Origin of the sequence: Nocardia sp. NPDC059195, from assembly GCF_042754695.1 — a bacterium.
Lineage (GTDB): Bacteria > Actinomycetota > Actinomycetes > Mycobacteriales > Mycobacteriaceae > Nocardia.
Genome location: NZ_JBHZBG010000001.1, coordinates 103,369 through 122,895, shown reverse-complemented (window position 1 = coordinate 122,895; position 19,527 = coordinate 103,369). Strand labels below are relative to the sequence as shown.

15 protein-coding genes are annotated in these 19,527 nt (G+C 67.6%); 3 read left to right on the top strand and 12 right to left on the bottom strand.

Annotated features, from left to right (window positions below):
• Nucleotides 1-15 precede the first annotated feature (15 nt).
• From ACFXKN_RS00505 to ACFXKN_RS00495, 3 genes are all read right to left on the bottom strand, one after another.
• Nucleotides 16-2,598 carry a LuxR C-terminal-related transcriptional regulator gene (locus tag ACFXKN_RS00505; RefSeq protein WP_379432252.1) on the bottom strand — a complete coding sequence of 861 codons (2,583 nt, stop codon included), beginning with the start codon at nucleotides 2,596-2,598 and terminating at the stop codon, nucleotides 16-18.
• Between the two features lie 119 nt (nucleotides 2,599-2,717).
• Nucleotides 2,718-3,812: a catalase family protein gene (locus tag ACFXKN_RS00500; protein WP_379432088.1), complete on the bottom strand. Its 1,095-nt coding sequence runs from the start codon at nucleotides 3,810-3,812 to the stop codon at nucleotides 2,718-2,720.
• Nucleotides 3,809-5,596 (bottom strand): peroxidase family protein, encoded by a 1,788-nt coding sequence (locus tag ACFXKN_RS00495; RefSeq protein WP_379432087.1) that lies wholly within the window; start codon nucleotides 5,594-5,596, stop codon nucleotides 3,809-3,811. The genes ACFXKN_RS00500 and ACFXKN_RS00495 overlap by 4 nt, the downstream gene beginning before the upstream one ends.
• A 293-nt stretch (nucleotides 5,597-5,889) precedes the next feature.
• On the opposite strand from ACFXKN_RS00495, the gene ACFXKN_RS00490 reads away from it, so the two are divergent.
• The gene (locus ACFXKN_RS00490; protein WP_379432086.1) at nucleotides 5,890-6,639 is read left to right on the top strand and encodes a hypothetical protein; all 750 of its coding nucleotides are present in this window, start codon (nucleotides 5,890-5,892) and stop codon (nucleotides 6,637-6,639) included.
• A 153-nt stretch (nucleotides 6,640-6,792) separates the two neighbouring features.
• On the opposite strand, the gene ACFXKN_RS00485 is transcribed toward ACFXKN_RS00490, so the two are convergent.
• The 4 genes from ACFXKN_RS00485 to ACFXKN_RS00470 all read right to left on the bottom strand — a co-directional run bounded on the left by ACFXKN_RS00485 (nucleotide 6,793) and on the right by ACFXKN_RS00470 (nucleotide 11,091).
• Nucleotides 6,793-7,164 carry a hypothetical protein gene (locus tag ACFXKN_RS00485; RefSeq protein WP_378948463.1) on the bottom strand — a complete coding sequence of 124 codons (372 nt, stop codon included), beginning with the start codon at nucleotides 7,162-7,164 and terminating at the stop codon, nucleotides 6,793-6,795.
• A 240-nt stretch (nucleotides 7,165-7,404) separates the two neighbouring features.
• A complete protein-coding gene (locus ACFXKN_RS00480; protein WP_379432085.1) occupies nucleotides 7,405-9,381 on the bottom strand; it encodes a trypsin-like serine peptidase in 1,977 nt (658 codons plus the stop codon).
• 140 nt (nucleotides 9,382-9,521) lie between these two features.
• Nucleotides 9,522-9,815, bottom strand: a complete 294-nt coding sequence (locus tag ACFXKN_RS00475) for a hypothetical protein (RefSeq protein ID WP_378948457.1) — start codon at nucleotides 9,813-9,815, stop codon at nucleotides 9,522-9,524.
• Nucleotides 9,816-9,849: 34 nt separating this feature from the next.
• Nucleotides 9,850-11,091, bottom strand: coding sequence for an oxygenase MpaB family protein (locus tag ACFXKN_RS00470; RefSeq protein ID WP_379432084.1), 1,242 nt, complete (start codon nucleotides 11,089-11,091; stop codon nucleotides 9,850-9,852).
• 282 nt (nucleotides 11,092-11,373) lie between these two features.
• Here ACFXKN_RS00470 and ACFXKN_RS00465 point away from each other — a divergent pair, with 282 nt between their 5' ends.
• Entirely contained in the window at nucleotides 11,374-11,847 is a 474-nt protein-coding gene (locus tag ACFXKN_RS00465; protein WP_379432083.1) for a hypothetical protein, read from the top strand.
• A 97-nt stretch (nucleotides 11,848-11,944) separates the two neighbouring features.
• Here the strand turns inward: ACFXKN_RS00465 and ACFXKN_RS00460 are convergent, their stop codons facing one another.
• From ACFXKN_RS00460 to ACFXKN_RS00445, 4 genes are all read right to left on the bottom strand, one after another.
• A complete protein-coding gene (locus ACFXKN_RS00460) occupies nucleotides 11,945-13,147 on the bottom strand; it encodes a glycoside hydrolase family 76 protein (protein WP_379432082.1) in 1,203 nt (400 codons plus the stop codon).
• Between the two features lie 160 nt (nucleotides 13,148-13,307).
• Nucleotides 13,308-13,976 (bottom strand): TetR family transcriptional regulator, encoded by a 669-nt coding sequence (locus ACFXKN_RS00455; RefSeq protein WP_378948445.1) that lies wholly within the window; start codon nucleotides 13,974-13,976, stop codon nucleotides 13,308-13,310.
• 48 nt (nucleotides 13,977-14,024) lie between these two features.
• On the bottom strand, nucleotides 14,025-15,566 hold the full coding sequence (locus tag ACFXKN_RS00450; RefSeq protein ID WP_379432251.1) for a GMC oxidoreductase: 1,542 nt from the start codon (nucleotides 15,564-15,566) through the stop codon (nucleotides 14,025-14,027).
• 68 nt (nucleotides 15,567-15,634) lie between these two features.
• A complete protein-coding gene (locus ACFXKN_RS00445; protein ID WP_379432081.1) occupies nucleotides 15,635-16,960 on the bottom strand; it encodes a lipase family protein in 1,326 nt (441 codons plus the stop codon).
• Nucleotides 16,961-17,278: 318 nt separating this feature from the next.
• Here ACFXKN_RS00445 and ACFXKN_RS00440 point away from each other — a divergent pair, with 318 nt between their 5' ends.
• Nucleotides 17,279-17,623 carry a calmodulin gene (locus tag ACFXKN_RS00440; RefSeq protein WP_379432080.1) on the top strand — a complete coding sequence of 115 codons (345 nt, stop codon included), beginning with the start codon at nucleotides 17,279-17,281 and terminating at the stop codon, nucleotides 17,621-17,623.
• A 79-nt stretch (nucleotides 17,624-17,702) separates the two neighbouring features.
• Here the strand turns inward: ACFXKN_RS00440 and ACFXKN_RS00435 are convergent, their stop codons facing one another.
• Nucleotides 17,703-19,247 (bottom strand): MFS transporter, encoded by a 1,545-nt coding sequence (locus ACFXKN_RS00435; protein ID WP_379432250.1) that lies wholly within the window; start codon nucleotides 19,245-19,247, stop codon nucleotides 17,703-17,705.
• Nucleotides 19,248-19,527: the final 280 nt, after the last annotated feature.

Sequence of the window (19,527 nt, the reverse complement as noted above, 5' to 3'; positions counted from 1 at the left end):
GACGCCACCGCGCTTTTAGATGAGTTCGGCGAGTTGGTCGCGGTCGGTGGCGTCGAGTTTGATGCAGGCTCGGTAGATGTGGCCTTCGACGGTGCGCACCGAGACGCAGAGGCGTTCGGCGATCGCGCGGTTGGACAGGCCGCGGCCGATGAGCGCGGCGATCTCACGTTCGCGTTCGGTGATCGGCAGTGGGCGGGCGGCCGCGGTGATGGCGGGGGTGCCCGCGCCGCCACAGCGGGCCGCCAGGGCCATCGTGCGGGCGGCCGCCTGGGCGCTGGGCCTGCGCTGCCCGGCGTGGTCGTAGATCGGCACCGTCTGCGCCTCGGCGTCGGCGGCGGACAGCAACAGGCCCGCGGACTCGAACTCGCGGCTGACCGCCGCGAGCGCGCAGGGGTCGGCAGCGGCGAGCGCCGCGGCGTGGCGGGCGTAGATCGCCGCCACCGGTCCCTGTACGCGGTCGGCGAGGGCAGTGAGCCGGGCGGCGAGAGTGCGGTCACCGAATCGGGTGGCATGATGCAGCGCTTCGGCTTCCATGGCGTATTGACCGGCGCTGTGGGCCAGGTCGGCGGCCTTGCGGGCCTGGTCAACCGCCGAGTGAGCGCTGTGTTCGGCGGCGGCCACCCAGGCGCGCGCGATCATCCGCTGCGGTTCGTGCAGGGCCATGTGTGGGCCGCTGTGTTCGTCGGCGTCGCCGAGGACCCGTTCGGCTTGTTCGACCTCGCCCAGCGCCGCGTAAGCGCGGGCCAGCAGCAAACGCGCCGGCAGTTTCCACGGCAGCGAGGATTCGGCGTTGAGCGCGGCCAGCGCCTGCTCGAAGGCGGCGATCGCTTCGCGGAACCGACCGCGATGGGTGGCGACCACCCCGTCGGCGATCCGCGCGATCGCCCAGCCGACGAACTGGCCCGCCGAGGAGAACTCGCGGTATTCGGTGGCGCGACGCTCGGCGAGATCGAGGTCGCCGATGGTGGTCAGCGCGAGGACGTCGCCGTAACGGACCATCACCCGGATGAGCCCGTCGGTGGACTTCTGCTGTGCTCGGCTCCGGGCCGCGATCGGCGCGAAGTCGGCGCCGCGCCCGGCCACCGGCATCGCCAAGCCAAGGGCGAATGCGGCGAAATCGATGGCCTGGCGGGGCGAGTTCGGGTCGGCGATCACCTGCTCGGCCGCCTCGATGCCCGCGGCAAGGTGGTTTTCGTGCACCGCCATCGCCGCTGCCGCCGCCTCGACCGTGAGGCGCAGTGCCGGATGCTCGACGCGGGCGCGCAGCATCTCGACCAAGTCACGGGCATGTTCGACATCGCCCAACGACCAGAACCGCAAGCTGGCCCGCACCACACCCCACTGGACCAGTTGCAGCGGATCGAGGCGGTCGGGATCGAACCGGGCCAGGATCTCGTCGGCGTGCTGCGGCCTGCCCTGCCACAGCAGCGCACGGGAGAGCAGTTCGGCCGCGCGTAGCCCGCCGCCCCGCTCCCACGCGGCGCGCGCGAGCCGTTCACCCAGTGGCAGATTGGTCAGCGCCACCGCGTCCTTGGCCGCGTCGATCAGCAAGACGATGTCGATCGGCCGATCACTGTCGACACACAGCTGTGCCAGCCGGATCCGGTGGGCCGGCGTGCTCAGGTCCCGATCCTGGAGCGTCTCGACGAGGCGTCCGCGCCGGGTGCGCGCGGCGGCGGTGCCGACCCGGCAGCGCACGACCTCACCGAGCAGGGGATGACTGAACCGGACATCGACGACACCGTTGTGGCTCGTGACCCGGATCAAGCCGGTGGCTTCGGCGGCGTCGACGGCATCGGCACCGACGAGCTCGCTGAGGATGTCGATATCGAGCGGCTCGTGCACGGCCAGCGTCTCCAGCACGTCGAGCACGGGCGCACCCGCCCTGCTCAACCGCTCGCCGAGCAGCTCGACCAGCCCCGAGGGCACCGCGGTGGGCCCGCGCAACTGCCAGACGCCGTTGACGTCGGTCAGGGTGCTCGCCTCCACACCGCCCTCGACCATGTTGCGCAGGAACAGCGGGTTGCCACCCGAGGATTCCCACATCACGTCGGCGCTGAGCCCCTCCAAGGTCCCGCCGAGCACGGTCTCGACGATTTCGGTGCACTGGGTTTTGGTGAACGGCGCCAGCTCGATCCGCTCGAGGTATCCGTCCTTCCACAGTGAGGTGACCGCGTCGGGCAGCGATTCCCCGGTGCGGACGGTGGCGATGATGCGGGCCCGGCGGTCGACGGCGATCTGGTGCACCAGCGTCGCGGAGAGGGTGTCGAGCAGGTGCGCGTCGTCGACGCCGATGACCGTGCCGGGCTGGGCGAGCACGTTCTCTCTGGCTGAATGCAGCAGCGCGAGCGGGTCACGCGACGCCGATGCGGCGATCCAGGGCGCGAACGCACCGAGCGGAATGGCTTGTGACGACGCGGTACAGGCCACCCAGCGCACCGGCTCGGACAGCACCGCGGTGACCAGCCGGGCCAGCGTGGTCTTGCCGACGCCTGCGGCGCCGACCAAGATCACGCCGCCGGTGCCGGGGTTCGTCAAAGCCCTACGGACGGCGTCGTATTCGGTGGGGCGATCGAGCAGTTGCCAGATTCCGTTTATGCATGAAAAGTGTAGTTCTCGTCCGGCGCCGTCACAACGAATCGGCCCCGCGACACGGACAGCGCGCGGGTGGACCGGCGCGGCGAGCGCGCGCGGCGGACGTGCCAGTGGCGTGGTGGTCATGGTGGGAGCTCGGTGGCGTCGCGCGGCTCGACGCGTGGCGCGTTGTTGACGTCGTGACGGTAGTTGCTCGATGCCTCGTAGACCCGCTTCTTGAGCCGGTTGATCGATCCGAGCGGACGGTGCGCGTCCAGGCCACGCCAGGAGTTGAACGAGAGCACATCGTCGCCGTAGGCACGTCGCTGTGGGGTGTAGGGATCCTGCACGTCGAAGCGGATGGTCGCCACGGTGCGGTGCGGCGACTCGGCCTCGGGCCACGCAACGGTCGCGTCCTCGATCGGCATGGTGGTGGCATTCGTGCACAGTTGCGCGCGCAGTTCGTAGGTGGCGCTGTGCCCGGCGAAGAAGTCGACGATCAGTTCCTGGTGCACGTTGACACCCGCGTCGGGGTCGACCGGTTGCCCTTGCAGCGCAACGACTTCCGGTGACACCGGCGCGTAGAGCAGCTTGGCCACGTAGTCCCCGTACCGAAGCGGTGCCGAAGTGAAGAAGGTCTCGCCGAGGATGTGGGTGTTGGGGGCGACGAAGACACCGAGATTCGGTGGCACGCTGCGCCCGATCCGGCGCAGGACGTGGGTGTTCAGCGCGGCGACGAGGTCGCTGCCCGCACGCAGGGCGGCGTCGGGCAGCCGGGCCAGCACCCAGGCGGTCGGCATGCCCTTGGTGAGGTAGGCGTGCGCGTCGGCGAAGAGGAATTCGCGATGGGTCACCATGACGAAATCCTGCGTGGTCGCCTCGTCCTCGGGCATCGCGCGCGGCCCGTGCACACCGAGCACCTTGATTCCGAGTCCGCGTACGCCGCGCAGTTGATCGCTGCGGATCACCCCGGACGTGCTCGACAGCCTCGCGATCACCGGGTAGGTGGCCGGGGTGGCGAACATGCCCTGCGCCAGTTCGGCAGGCAGGCCGGGCGGCACGGTCAGTTCGCCGCGCAGGATGCCGTGGCTCTTGGCGTGCGCGTCGCGCATTCCGCGCTTGTACTTGCGGTAGGCGCGTTCGTTGTTGTCGCGCAGCACCGCGATGATCTTGTCGATGATCTGCTCTTCGTCGATCCGCGGTTGTTCCAGGTCGTCGCGGTAGCGCAGGTAGCTCATCGCGGACTCCTCCACGGGGCGAACGGATTCCCGATGCCGTCGAGCGCGGGGGCCAGGGTGGGGAAATGGCGCAGCAGCACGCTGCGCATGGTGTTGTCGCGCACCCAGGCCAGGCCCGCCTCGGTGTAGACCTCGGCCCGGAAGTCGGTGGTGAAGAACCGGTCGGCCGACAGCCGCCGCGACGCCATCAGCACGAACACGCGAAAGGCGGTGTCGCTGAAGCCGAAACCGGGCGGCTTGGGTTCGGCGTAGAGGCCGATCATGAGGTCGACGTCGTCCACGTCGCCGTAGACCTGTTCGAGTTCGCGCGCCCACCGCGGGTCATCGGTGAGCTCGTCGAACGAGGTGACCGGTGGCAGCCGAAGTTGGCGCCGGAATTCGTTGTAGCGCGGCACACCTCGCTCGCGGACCCGCAGGATGTCCGCGGTCGCGAGATCGAGCAGCGGCTGGCCGGGGCGTTCGAGCTTTTGCAGGTGTGCGGGGTAGTTGTGCAGCGTCAACGCGCCGGGATTGGCTCGGCCGAAGGAGTAGAGCAGGGTGTCCATCGATGTCTCGGCGAGGCGCTCGCGGATGTGGGCGACACCGAGTTCGGGGAGGGGATGCTCGGCCAGCACGGTGTCGTCGGCGATGCTGCGGATGACGAGTTCGTCGGGGATCAGTGGATGCATGCGATATACCGCGACGAACTCCTCGGTGAGCGAGTACGGCACTCCGCTGTCCGCACGCTCGGAACCCGGTATGCCACACAGCACTTCGTTGCCGATGAGATCGCCCAACCGACGCGATGCTCGCTCCCCCAGCACGCCGAACCAGTTGGCGCGCATGGCGGCGACAGTGGTGGGATGGGCGATCACCGCCGGTGTCCAGTCGACGGTGTGGATCTTGGCGATCAGCGCCGAATTGACCAGTCGCGCGGTGTCGTAGAGCTGCTGGTCGTTCATGTCGGGGTAGCGCCGGGCCAGCCGGGCACAGATCGCATTGTGTTCACGCAGGAACAACGAGTGCAGCAGCGCGAGGCCGACCCAGGCGTTGGCTGCCGCGGGGTCGAGCGCGACCAGCCGTTCGGCGTCCAGCGGCGGGAGTCCGAGTTCGTCGATCACCAGCTGACCATGCTTGCCCGAGCGCAGGGACGCGGCGAATTCGGCGGTGCTGCCGTAGATCTGGGAGGCGTCCCACCAGTGGGTCTCGCCGGTGAGGTAGGTCGGCGGGGCGGCCGGATCGGGGGCGGCCGCCGTCGCCGTTCGTGGGATCGTCATCGAGGGGTACGGCCACGGATCGCCGTCCGCCAGGGTGACGGTGAAGGGGTCGTGCTCGGCCGGGTCGTGCACCAACCAGTCGTGCACCTCGAACTGGATCCAGGCCGCCGCCAGCAGATTCAGGGTGGTGGCCGGCTGGAATCGGTCGCGGGTGAGCAGTTGCCTGCTGACCGTGCGCGGGTTGGGTTCCATGATCCGCGCCGGATCCTCGGGGTAGGTGCGATCCAGCGGGAAATTGCGGCCGAACCGGCAGCCGATCGACCCCGCGCGCGGGTCGTCGGGGCTGTTGTAGGTGCCATCGACAGTGCGCGCGTTCCGGTGTTCGCCGGAGACGTCCGGTGGCAGTGGTCCGGCAGGGTGCGGGCCGGTGTCGAAGAGGTTGCGCGAGCGCAGTCTGCTGCGCAGGCCGACCAGCACGGCCAATCCCAGTGGGGTCGGCAACCGGAACCACCCGACGCGCCGGTCGAGCGCCTCGGCCGCGGCGACAAGTGCGCGGGTGACCAGTGTCTGTTGCTGTGCGTCGACCATCGAGAACCTCCACGGGACGGCGCCGACTCGGCGCCCACCGGACCGATCGAATCCAGTCTGGTGACACCGGTCAGGTCTGTCACGAGTAGTCGACTACGCGCGAACCGGGACGGGCCGCCCAGCATCGCCGAACCGGGGCTGCCGTCGGCGATGGTCCTCCCGCGAACCGGACACCCGACCTGATCGGGTAGCGCACTACGCGCGCGCTGCGGCCCGCCGATGGGCGAATCTGACATCCAGGGCGCCCGCGCACCGCGGGCAGTACCCGTAACAGCGACAGAAAGGGGGCCCGGGTGATCACGCCGATCGAGATCAAAGTGAACCTCGACGGAGATGTCGCGGGCGCACTGCACCGGCTCCGATGTACCGATACCGCCGCGGCCTACCGCGACATCTGGTTCGCCGAGCCTGTGCACCCCGGTCCCACGGGCGCGCCCACTCTGCTGTCGAGCCGCATCGTCATCCGGTTGCGCAGCGGTGACGAAGACGACCTCACCGTCAAACTGCGACCGTGCCTGAGCTCCCAGCTGACGGGCCGCTGGGCGGCGCCCTTCACCGAGCCCGGGATCGGGTACCGCATCGAAAGCGATTGGTCGGGCGAACGGCGAATGCTGTCGGCATCGGCGATCAGCCTGCGGTCCCCCGGTTCCCTGCGCGCTGCCGTGGCCCGGGGCGTCGATGTCACCGACACATTGAACTCGGCCCAGCGGCAGTTCTTGGTGAGCTGCACACCCCCCGGCGTCGCGGTCGACCACTTGTGCGCGATGGGCCCGGTCACTTCGGCGCGGTGGTCGGGGGTCGCGGTGGGGAATCTGCGCGCCGACATCGAACGATGGACCGCCGCCGGTCTCGATCTGGTCGAGCTGTCGCTCAAAGTCGCACCCCGACAAGGTGATTCGCCCGTCGATGTGCATCTGCGCGCGCTCGAAGCCCAGCGTGCGCTCGAAGCCGCCTTGCGCAGGCTCGGCCTGATGATCGCGACGGGCGATACCAAGACCGAGCAGGTGCTCACCGCCCTGACGGCAGCCCGCAGGCCCGGGTAACTCTCGGCAGAGGGTCGATGGCCGGTCCTGATCGACTTCGTCGGCGACGCGGACCTGCCCTGCGACTGTCACGGGCCTTGGATCCCGAATCGACCACGCTGTCGACCCGAGCTCGCCAACCGAGTACACCCGTGGCACTGCCACCGCGGCGGCTCAATTGGCGATGATGAAGTTGAACAGCACCCTGATATTGCTGCTCCAGCCGACGTGATACCGCACCGTCATGGTCCCGTCGGCGTGCGGAACCACGTTCAGGACCTGAGTGGTGGCCGGCCCGAGGAACGGGGTGTTGTCGGTGTCGATCTCGGTCATGCTCACCGAGACCTGACTGTCGGCCCGCACGTCGACACTCGGGAAGCCGAATACCCAGGCACCCGTTCCGTGTGTGCGCAGAATCTTGCGTGCCCAGAAGATCGACGTGATATTCGTCCGGCCGATCGCCCGCACTCCTGCCTCTTCGGCACCATTGCCGATTTTCGCCGACTCGAACGCGTCTTCTTCTTCGGTATCCGCGCTCGCTGCCACGACCGCGTCCTCCGTATCCGTCGCCAACATTTCGCTGCCCTTTCTCGGCGAAACAATGTGTGGAGCTATCGTCGCGCGCGGATAGGCCGGCCCGAATGCGTAATCGACTACCCCACTACGCGGGTGCGGTGCCGATCATCTCCGCACGGGCAGCGATCCTCGACAAGGCCGAACAGGCAGACGACGAACCGGCCGTCGTCGCGGGTGGACGATCGCGACGACGGCGTGAATTGTTGTCGTTCAGGCGGACAGTGTGTGCCCGATGATGGCGGCCACTGCGGCATGGGCGAGGTATTCGGCGATGTCGTGCGCCCGTTCCTTGGGGTTCTCGACCGGAAGCTCGCGCAGCTGGGGCCCCCAGGCCTGACGCAGCGGGCAGCCGATAGCGATCGGGTCACCGGCGTACCAGGTGTTGAGCCATTCGCCGACCCGCTCCGGCCGATTCGCGCCGCCGCTTTGCAGCTTGCGATATACCCCGTCCATTCCGAGCGGGCTACCCGCCGTCACCAGCAGGCTCACGTTCACTTCGCGGGGCAGCTGGGTGAGCAGATCCATCGCCACCACCGTGCCGAGGCTGTGGCTGACCAGGATCAGTTCGCCGGCGGCGGGCGCATCGGTGAGCACCGTGTCCAGCACACCTTTGCGGACTCGCTCGTCGTCGAGATAGGAGGCGACATCTTTGAAGATGGCGCCGATGAGCGCGGAGTCGAGGCCGCTGCGAGCGGCGATCCAGCTGAGCTGATCGTGCAGTCGCCCCAGCACCACCGCGCCGATTCCGCCGAAGAGCTCGCGCGCTTGCGGATCGACCGGCAGTTCGTCGGCAGTCGGCATCCCCGCCCGGCGTGCCGCCTCGGCGATCAGGTCTTCGTACAGTGCCGGACCGGTGTCGACGGCCTCGCGGGTGTCCATACTCTCGACGAGGCGGTCACCATAGAAGGGGAAATACACATCGGCTGGGTCGATGGGGCTCAGACCGGCGAGGGTGAGTCCCTTGTTCAAGCCGGCTGTCCAGTTACGGCGCAGCTCGACCGGGTCGCGACCCTGTTGTCCGCGCCCGTGCAGGAACAGCGCGCTGCGACGACCACCGAACGCGGTCGTCCTGCCGCGCAAGCCGCGCACCAGACTTTCGGCGGCCGAGACCCGATGCGGCACCGGCATTGTCGCCGCTGCTTCCTGTGGCGAGATCGCCGCGAACCCGAGTTCGTCGAGCAGGGCGCGCTGAGCCGGATCGAACTGTCGCGCTCCCAGATCGTGCAGCAGCACGCTCACCCGCGCGCCCTCGTTGGCGATCCAGTCGATCGCGTCGTCGCCGTCCCCGGACTGCCACAATTTGCCGTCCTTGCGCAGCACCCGGCCTTTGTCATCCTTCTTCGGGACTCCGGCGTGGTGCAGCGCGACGATCTCCCACTGGTCGTTGAAGACCGGCGAGCCCGAATTACCCGGCTCGGTGTCGGAGGCGTAGTGCAGGAAATCGTCGAGTTGCAGGTCCAGGCGGTTGTGCCGGATCGAGATCTCCTTGAGCCGTCCCGAGGGGTGCCCGACGACGTTCATCGCCTCGCCGATCACGATCTTGCCCGGCTTGGCGATCAACGGATTCCAGCCGAACGTAGTACCGGGCGCCACGCCGTCGGGTCCCGGCGCCACGCGGACCACGGTGTAGTCGAGGTGCTTATCGGTGACGAAGAAGTCGGCCGGTGCGAGCCGGAAGCGCGCCGTTGGACTCGGGTCATTGTCGATGCCGACCTCCGCGCGGAACTCGATCACGACCGATTCGGCCGCCCCTGGCGTCGGCAGCACATGATTGTTGGTGAGCAGCAGTTGCGGTGACACCAACGAACCGGTACCCATCGGCACTTCACGTCCGTTGTCGGCCAACGAGATTCGGGCTACCGCGGCGGCGGCCCTGGCACCGCGGGTCAGGAAGTTGGCGGCCTGCAACTCGTTGGCGAAGCCGATCACCCGCTCGAGCGAACGGATGCTGTCGACCGGGTCCTGCCTGCCCAGTTCGATCACCGCCTGCGCGGGAACTTCGCCGGTGACGAGCAGGCGGTCGGCCCGGGCGAGGATCTGTTCCTCGGTGTCGACGACATCGGAATCGCTCACCTCACGGCGGCGGGCCACCTCGTCGCGTTGCGCCTCGGTGTCGTCGAATCGCCGCGATGCGGCGTCCATCTGCTCGTGCCATGCGGCGGTGCGTGCTTCACTTTCGGTACCCATGGGTCACCTCGCCCGGAGAATTTGTACTGGGGTATTCAGCGTGGGCGCGGGTGCGGTGCCGATCACGAGTAGTGGACCACTCGACTTTCACCGCGCTACCCGGTCACGCGCCGGCGCGACCGGGTAGCCGAGGGTCTCTCCTACCGATATCGAGACTGCGAGGTGCACGGATTCGCCAATGCCGACATCGTGGCGAGGTCGCAGATGCCGCTGGTCAGCATCTGAATGGGGGCGACGCCCATCAGCACGATGAAGCCGATGATGTCGCCGCGTTGGAGGAATCCCGCGGCCGAGTCCGCGGCCGCCGATCCGTAGTCCAGCGCCGACGAGCCGGTTGCGGCGACCGGCACGGGTTCGGCGGTTACCGTCGCGGCGGTGGCGACAAGGCTTGCCGCCAGGACCGAGCCCGCGGCGAGGCGAAGGGTGGTACGCATTGCGCGCTCCATTTCTCAGGTGATGTCAGCTGATTCAGCGTGGTGGCTGGTTCATGTCGCGGTTCGTCGTCGGAAGTTCGATGCTGATCGGCATCCGTAGTTCGGCCAGGTAGACCAGGGCGGCCTTGCGCAGGAATTCGTCGAGCAGCCAGTAGGGATCCGCCAGCGGAGGCGCGGCCGTGAGCAGGCCTTCGCGCACAGCGATGAAAGGGCCCCAGCTGATTCGCAGCAGCGGGTCCCAGACCGGTTCCCTCGGGATCGCCAGGCCGTCGGCGATGGTGTCACCGAGCAAGAAGCGGGTGAACGCGCCGAGGATCGGCTTGCTGAGCAGTGCGAAGTCGATGTTGGCGCCCAATCCGAGGAGCCGATCGGCGAGCGCGGCGCCTTCGGGGGTTGCCTCGATGATGGGGTCGAGGACCTGTGCCGCTTGGGAATTCGCGTCGGGCCACGTTGTGGGGATGTATTCGTCGCGAACGCCGAGCAGGTGCGCGGCCACCTGCCAGGAGTGCAGGAATGCTGTCGATTCGTGCGCTGGGATCGGCACATTCCAGGCGGTCAAGTGCTTCATGACGGTCGTGGGCAGGCTGTGCCAGGTGACCATGATGTCGTTCTGGCTGATCGGGATGTCTTCGGTGGCCGAGTGCACCCAGTGCGGCGACTGCGGCAGCAAGTGCCGCACCGCGGCATGAACGAGGCGGGTCTTGACGCAGGTGACGATCATTTCCCCGTCGGTGGCATAGGCATTCGCGCTGCCGATGTCGTAGCCGAGCTTGGCGGTCTTGGAGATGCGGTCCTTGAGGTCGTGACCACCCTTGGAGTAGTAGACCGCCCGCGCTTCCTTGGGAATGACGGTGCTCATCATGCCGCTGGCGAATCCGTAGAGCACGCCCAGATATAGCCCGCGCTTCTTGTTGAACTCGATCGCGGTGCCCAGCGCGCCCCGATCGGCCCATGGCGGCAGCTGACGGGCGTATTCCATGAAATCCCGTAGCTGCACGGGCAGGCCGTCCGGCAACGGTTGACCATTTCTGGTCCAGGTACGCAACAACTCGTTGACCCTGGGCACTTCCCCGCGATCGATCAGTCCGGCGACGAGCTCATCGGCTTCGGCGTCCCACACCGTCATCGGGTCGACGCCGGACCCGGTTCCGGCCACCGACCCCTGCGGCGACCAGGTCCACGGCTGCGCCCGAGCGGGCGTCACCATCGACAACGCACCGAGCGCCCCCACGATCCCACCGGCTTTCAGCACACTACGTCTGTCGAATCCATCCATGACCTCACTCCTCGTCGAGCGCTAGCTGACCCCGACCGCTCGGAACGCAGGTGGCGCATCTAGCAGCATCAGGACCGGAATGAGCAGTAACTTAACAGCCTTGAGAGCGCGCTGTATTCGCTTCGAACAATCGATCAACTGCCGTTTACAACAAAGTTCGTACAGAAATTGCCAGTAACTTATGACACCTGCGCAGCACACGCGTCGCCACTGACTACGCTGACAGCAGCCCGCATACGAGGTATGCGCGGCACGTGCGCCGACCCGCGAGGAGACCTACCCATGTGGCCTGCCGATTGGCCCTCGTCCGCCCGCGCGATCGCGACCGCCATCGAGGCCGCCGTCACCGCGGCGAAGGCGGCCGACGAATCCGGGTTCAGCGCGACCACCGCCGACCTGTCCGAACTGCCCGCCGATCAGGTCACCTCGGTGCTGGCGGCCATCGTTCGAGAGCTGCTCGAGACCGCGCATCCGGACGGTCTCACCGGTGACGATGTCCGTGCCGTGCTGGAATCAGTGGTGCGGCGATCAGCGGCGTGGCTGCCTCGACTCGATGCCGCCGCGGTCGTCAGCGCGCTCACCGGGGCGCTCGGGGTCGACGAGTCGGCAGCACCGGACCGCACATGGACGAACCCCCAACCCGCGGCGGTACTGCTGGTCGAGTACCTCGCCGAGCCGGCCCGGACCCCGCCGCACGAATCCATTCGACGCGCCATCAACGAGATCGCCCGGGCTGAAACGATCGAAATGCCCTGACGCGCTCTGCGCGGTGCCGCTTCCCCGTAGCGCGCGGTTCGAACGAGGCGTCCCACCGTCGAGATGTCTTGCGCGACTGATGAACTGCTGACTGGGCTCAGCGGCCTGCGGCGGTGAGCCGGTAGTCGGCTTCGAGCAGCATCCATGCGCTCAGCTGCACCGACAGATCGCGGCTCAGGTTCGCCGCCGAAGCAGCGGACGCGTCCGCGAGCTGGAGGAAGATTCCCGGATGTTCCGGGACCTCGACCGGACGGTTCCAGTCCGCACCGAACAGTGGCAGGCCGTCGACCTCGGCGCGGTGTGCCCAGGCCGCCTCGGCGGAGGCGTGCACGATATTCGCGGCGGCCGCATTACCCAGCGACAGTGCGGTTTCGGCGAGATATCGCGCGAGGATTCCCATGAAGAGCCCGGAGTCGTTTCCGGCTGCCCCGGCGATCACCCCGGTGTCGGTGAGCCGGTGCTCGACTGCGGTCACGAGTGCTGCCGCACGGTGGCGATGACCCGATTCGCCTGTGCGCAGCGCCAGTTCGGTTTCCAGCCCGACGGCCACGCCTTGGCAGTAGGTGTGGACGGTGCGATCCACCCGGCCGCCGGGCTCGTGGACACCATCGTGGATCAGGCCGCTGTCGGTGTCACGCAATCGAGTGTTGAGGAAATCGGCGAGTTCACCGGCGCGGGAAAGTTCGCCGAGTCGAGCCATCGCGATTCCGGTCGGACCGATCGCCGCGGTGTTGTAGAAATCGTCGCCGGACCGCCATGGCACCGCGCCCACATCCGGGTTCCAGCCATCGATCAAAGCGGTCCGCAAACCCCCTATCGCGTCGGCGAACCGGATATCGAGCAGCCGGTCGGCACGTTCGAGCGCCAGCACCAGCCACGCCATATCGTCGTAATACCGATTGGTCCAACCGGTGACATTGCGGGTTCGGATACCCTGCGCGAGTGCGACGACCCGATCGATGCGTTCGGGGGTGCGTGCGCGGTGCGCGGCATCCACGGCACAGTCGAGCAAGTGCGCTTGCCACCAATAGCACCATCGTCCGAATGCCCGCTCCGCCAGATCCGCGGGCCACACGAGCACGCCCAACCGACGCTGTGGCAGCCCCCAGAGCGAGCGCACATGTCGCTCCACGATCGCCTGTTCCGCCAGCTCGGCCCGCTCCCCCGCATCGGGGTCGCGCGAGCAGCCCCGGGTGATCGTCCCCGCCGGTGTCGGCGGCGCCACAGTCGCCAGCACGATCGCCGCCCCCGCCGCATACAGCACCCTGCGCCGAGTGAACTCGTGGTTGCGGCGATTCATCCGCTCGGGCTCCTCCTCTTCGACATCGGCGTCGGCGCCGAATCTCCAGGATTCCGTGTCGGGATTGCCAGAGCTTGAACTGCTCCGGTGAGCCGCGGAAACGTTTGCGCAACCGCCGGCGGAACCCACCTGGGCTATCACCCACCGGGCGGTACCCGGGCTACGATTCGTCGGCCTCGGTTCCCGGGGAGTACGGCGAGCTGAAGCCGGCGACCCATTCGAATGGCGTGACACCCGAATCGGCGGTCTGCTCGGCGGCCGCGGCGAATGGAGCGTTGTTCTGGGTCAATCGGAGGATGGCGCGTTCGAGTGCGGGCAGGATCTCGGTGATCGCGAGATCGCCGTGCGCGAAACGTCCCAGCAGGGCATAGACCATGTTGGTCAGGACGAGTGCGAGATCGGCGGCGTAGTCCTCGTCGAGACTGGCGAACATCGTGCCGACGGCGGGCAACACCGCGGCGAAGCCTTGGGCGTCGAGTCGCTGCCCGCCGGGACCGGAACGAGCATGCGAGTAGGCGGCCAGCATCCGGGGGTGACGCTCCCACGGTTCGAACACGTAGCGGGTCACCCGATTCAGCAGGTCGGCGAGTGATTCGCCGACGCGCGGCGGGTCGAGTTCGGTATAGGTGTTGGTGGCCATCCACTGGGCCACCGCGGCGAGGACGAGTTCGTCCCGGGTGGGGTACAGCTTGTAGACCGTGGTCAGCGACACCTGGGCGACGCGCGCCACCCGGCGCAACTGCACCGCGTCGTAACCTTCCGATTCGAGCAGCGACAAGGTGGTCTCGGTGATCTTGCGCGCGGGATCACCTTCGCCCTTTCTAGCCACCACGCCACAGTAGTCCATCGGCTCGGCCTGTCACCGAAGCGATTCGACTCAGATCCGGGTTCCCACGTCCACGGCGACGAGATTGTCCATGGCCCGCTCCGCGACCGCCGCGATGGTCATCGACGGATTGCACGCAGCGGCGTTGCCCGGCAACAGCGCACCGTCGAGAACGTAGAGCCCCGGCTGGTCGTGGACGCGGCCGTCCAGGTCGCACACCGAGCCCATGCTCGCCCCACCGAGCGGATGCCAGGTCGAGGGAAACAGCGCGTTGGTGTCGAGCAGCATGCCGGTGGGGCCCGCGATGCGATGGACCGCGGGGCCGATGTGGTTGTCCTGGATGACCCGGTCGCCGTCGTGGGGCCAGTGCAGGATCGCGTCGTCGCGAGCAGCGTCGTAGGCGAACGCACCGCGACTGTCGCTGACGCCGTAGCCGACGAGCATCGTGCTGGCCGGATCCACCGCCATCGGCGGGATGGATGCCTGGATCACGGTGTGCGCCGCCCGTGGATCGTCCCAGTTCTTGCTGCCGTAGATCACCGGACCACCTTGCGGCGCACCGAATTCCGCGGTCGGATCGCTCCAGACGTAGATGCGGTCGGCGTTCGTGCCCCACTCCTGACCGAGGCCATCGGGCAGGTCGGGAATCATGCCCTTGGCACCGGCGCGCATGAGCAGTCGGGTGGTGTTCATGCTGCCCGCCGCCATGATCACGGCTCCCGCGGTGAGCACCTTGTTCTCGACCACGACGCCCGAGCTGTCGAGGCGCTGCACGTGCACGGTCCAGCGGCCATCGCGGGCGCGTTCGAGATCGGTCACCTCGTGCAGCGTGTGCACCTGACACCGGCCGGTCGCCTCGGCGGCGGCGATATAGGTGACATCGACGGAGTGTTTGCCGCCGTTGTTGACACCCATCGCACCGTCACCGTTGGTGTAGGAGGCCTTCATCTCCCCGCGTAGCTCGGCCATCGCGAAATTCCAGTCGATGGGCATCGGGATCTTCGACAGCGGCATCCCGGCCCCGCGCACGCGTTCCGCGAAAATCCGTGCGGCCCGGTAGTTTTCGCTGGCGATCAGTTCGTCCGGCGCTTCGGCCAGGCCCAGCATGCGCGCCACTCGCGGATAGTGCACCCGGTCCATCGTCGCCCAGTCCAGCTCCTGCGGAAAGTGCGCGTTGAACACCGATTCGGCGGGCTGCAGCGTCATGCCCTGGTAGACCAGCGAACCGCCACCGACACCGGCCGCGCACAGCGCGGTCATATTCACGCCGGGGATGGCCTCGATCAACCCGGCGTACGGGTCGAACACGAGCGGTTTCCCGAAGAGGTTCGGACTCGACCGATACCACAGCAATCGCTTGTCGGGGGCGGACGCACGCGGGAAGGTCTCGGCGTTCGGCCCACTGGGCCAGCGCAGACCTCGTTCCAGAACCGTCACCGTGACACCGGCCTGCGCAAGGCGCAGCGCGCTGACGCCGCCGCCGAAACCCGACCCGATCACCACCACACGATGGTCTTCAAAGGTCAGCGGAACAGCGTTGGCCCGCAGCGCGATCGGAGTCGGCGTGCCCGTCGAACGGGCACCGAGAAGCATGCCGCCCGCTGTTGCCGCGGCAACCAGCATGGAGCGGCGTGAAATGTTCTTCACACGCAGATCCTTGTTCAGTCGATGCTGCAGCCGGCGACCGGCTTGTCCGCGAGACGATCGAGAAGATAGGTGAACGCGTTGTCGGGACCGAAACCGTCGATGATCTCCGGACCGAAATGATTCGGAATGGTGGTTCCGGGCAGGATCGGCGGAAGGTCATTCGTGCGGAAGGTGACCGTCGCTCCCTTGCCGCACCAGTCTTCGGCGAGTCGACGGGCCTGCCCGTACGGGACGGTGTCGTCGTTGAGGCCGCTGGTGATCAGGACCGGCGCGGCCGGAGTGGAGTTGCCGATGCGCAGTTCCGCCAGCACCGGTGCGGCTTCGGGCAATTCGGCGAGATGGGCCGACAGCGGCCTGCCGTCTTTGGTCAGCGTCTCGGTTTTCAGGAAGGGGTGGTGGGTGATCACGTCCGCGATGCAGGAGTCGCTCAATGTCTCGAGCATGGCGCGCCCGGACGGGCTGGTGACCTGGTCGACCGCACGCTGCAGTTCGGGGTAGCGCGCGAGCATGCCGTTGACGGCGAACCCGATCGCACCCCCGATCAGCGCACCATCGATCTTTTCCAGGATCGCGCTCAGGTCAGCGACCGGCCCCCCGGCCCAGGTGCCTTTGAGATTCAGCTCCGGCGCGTAGGTCGGCGCCATCTCCGCGGCGGCCGCGGTGGCGCCACCTCCCTGGGAGTAACCCCAGAGCACCACCGGCGTCTCCGGGCCGACACCGCCCAGATTGTTGGCCGCGCGCACACCATCGAGAATCGCGTGCCCGCTGTCGAACCGGTTGGCGTAAGTGTGGATGCCGGGTGTGCCGAGACCGATGTAATCAGTCACCAGCACTCGCGCACCCAGACCGCTCCACACCGTCGACGACGGCAGCTCCTGGTTCGCCGACAACCCGAGCGGCGCCGTGGACACCGCGACCCCCGTCGAGAACGCCATCGACATCGCGCAACGGTCGGCCTGACCCGACGTACCGGGGCCGATGACCACCGTCGGACGCGGTCCCGCTCCCCGCCACGGACCGGTCGGCTCGATGAACGTCCCGCTCACCGCGACCGCGGACCCGTCCTGCTGCCGAGACGTATACATCACGTGCTGCGCACGGCCCGGCCACCCCTGCTCGGTGGGCGGCGTCACGAACAAGGTCATGGGCGCAGTCTTGATGATCGCGCCCGGCTCCTGCGGAATCCGGTCCAGCGGGGTGTAGAACGAGCTGATCGGCTCGGCCGAGACCTCCCGCGTCTGGGTCACCACACCGGCCACCGCCGTCGCACCAGCCAAGACCAACACCGCGGCGATGCGCCCGGCCCGCGGCCACACCCGTCGCAGATCCTGTCGCTTCATCGAGAACCTTTCAGTCGAACACCACTGACCGGCATCGTCGCCCCAGTGACTCAGGTCGCCGGTGGAGCCAGATCATGATGCCTGTCACACCAGCGCCGACAGAGAGTAACACGGTTACTGTCGGGCTCGAATCCCGCCACCCGGCTGCCCCACGATTCGCGGACGAAGAGCGCGGCAGCAGTACCGCTCGCCCTCGCGCATCCCGAGCACGTCCTGTCGATCCCCGCCGGCACGCACCCATCGCATCGCGGGATCGCGTGGCGAAAGCTGTTCCAGCAAATCGTCTTTCAGACCCGCTGCGTGTGGGATGGTGCGGGAATGCTGATCGAATACGGAGTGTGGGGTTCGCGATTGGTACTGGCCGGGGCCTTCGGACTGTCGATCGCGGAGGCGCGACGGATCCTGTCCGGCGACGAGACGATGTCCATCCACGTCATGGGCAGGATCCGTAAGACCGCGCAGAGCTACAACCCCGGGTGGAGTTTTCACCTGGATCCCGACACCATCACCTTCTTCACCATGGCTATCGAGGTCTGCGACTCGAGCATCGTGTACACCGAGGACCACCTCGACGAAGCGTGTGGCGCATTCCTGCCCGGCTGTTTCTGGTGCCCGTGGTCGTCGCGACTGACCCGTGAAGTGACAGCCTCGGTCAGCGCCTGACACCGGTTCCGGCCGACGCAGCGCGCGTCGGCCGGAATCCGTCGATCAGAATCGCGGTACGGAATTCGGGACCGACTATCTAGGTGATGTTCTCGCGGTGGCGTGCCGCATCGAGCGCGGTGAATGCCGCCGCAGCGAGGATCATCAGCGCCGAAACCAGCAAAGCCACGTCGAGTCCGTGATGGAAGGCCGCCTTGCCTGCGTTGAGCACTTCGGAAACCTTCGACAGATACTTCAGATACGGTCCGATATCGACGCCCTCGGGGATTTTCCCGAGTTCCACGGCTTGAATGGCGTCGGGCTGTAGCGACGTCGGCAAACCCAGTTCGTTCATGCGCGCCTTCAGGTCCGAAGACAGGAATCCGCTCACCAGCGCTCCGAGGACCGCGACACCGAACGCTGAGCCGACCTGGCGCATCGTATTGGTCACCGCGGCGGCCATTCCCGAGTGTTCCGGCGGGACGCCCGACATCACCGCCGACGTCAACGGCACGACCGCGATCCCGAATCCGAAGCCCGCCACCGCCATCGCTGCCGACAGCGAAGGATCATGGATTTCCCCCGACAGCATGTGCCGGGTCAACAGAATCCCGCCTGCGCCGATGACACAGCCGAGAATCATCGGGGTGCGCGCACCCCGCCTCGCCACCCAGAATCCCGCGACCAGCGACCCGACCACGATCGCGGCGGCCATCGGCGCGAAGACCGTGGCCGTGCGCGCTCCCGAATACGACTGCATCACTTGCAGATACAGCGCGGTGAAGAAGAAGATCGAGAAGATACCGAAGTAGACGGCGAAGGCGACCAACAGCGCGCTGCGCACGGCCGGGAAGCGCAGGTAGTGCAGGTTGAGCATGGGTGCGCGCGCTCGTGTTTCGACGGCGATGAACCCGAGGAACGCGAGCCCACCTATCGCGAAGAACGCGAGCACCGACGGCGCGGTGTAGCCCCGGTCCTGACCGGAGATCGCGGCATAGATCACCGACCCGAACGCTGTCGCGCCGAGCAGAGCGCCGGCCCAGTCGATGGGCTCGGGGCTCGGGTCAGCGCTTTCCGGAACCGACCACAGCGCGACGACGAGCGCCACCGCCGCGATCACCAGGTTGAACCAGAAGATCGAGCGCCACCCGTACGCGTGGACCAGCACGCCGCCCAGCACCGGTCCCGCCGCCAACGCCAGCCCCGACACCGCCGCCCACACACCGATCGCCTTGGCGCGAGTCCGATCGTCCGGAAAGACGTGGCGCAGTACCGACAGCGTCCCCGGCTCCGACGCCGCAGCACCCAGGCCCATGATCGCGCGGCCTGCGATGAGCACCGCGACACTGCTGGCGAGTGCGGAGACCACCGACCCGGCGCAGAAGATGACCAAACCGACGATCATCACCCGCTTGCGCCCCCACCGGTCCCCGAGCGACCCACCCGCCAACATCAACCCGGCGAACACCACGGTGTAGGAGTTGACCACCCATTGCAACATCGTCACGTCGGCACTCAGATCGCGCCGGATGTCCCCCAGCGCGACACTCACGACCGTGGTGTCGAGGAACGTCACGAACACCACTACAGCGACTGCTGTCAGCGCGATGCGCGGTCGCGCCGCCCCGCCCGGCGCTTTGCCCATCTGTATCACGGGCCACAGGTTACTGGCGGGTTCGTCCGTGTGCGAGCCGACGGTCGGCCACGTCGCCGGTAGGCCCCGTCGCGGTGACGGACCGAGTGTGCCGGGAAGCCAGCGGAATTCCCGATGCCACCTGCTGATTCTTCGGCTCTGCTCCGCGCACGTTCGGCGAGCATGCCGGGAACAGTTCGACGAGGTACGCCCCGCGATTTCATCGAAGATTCGCGCACCGCACACGTCGCTTCCTTATCCGTCGAGCGTGAGCTACCACCGGCCCTCACAT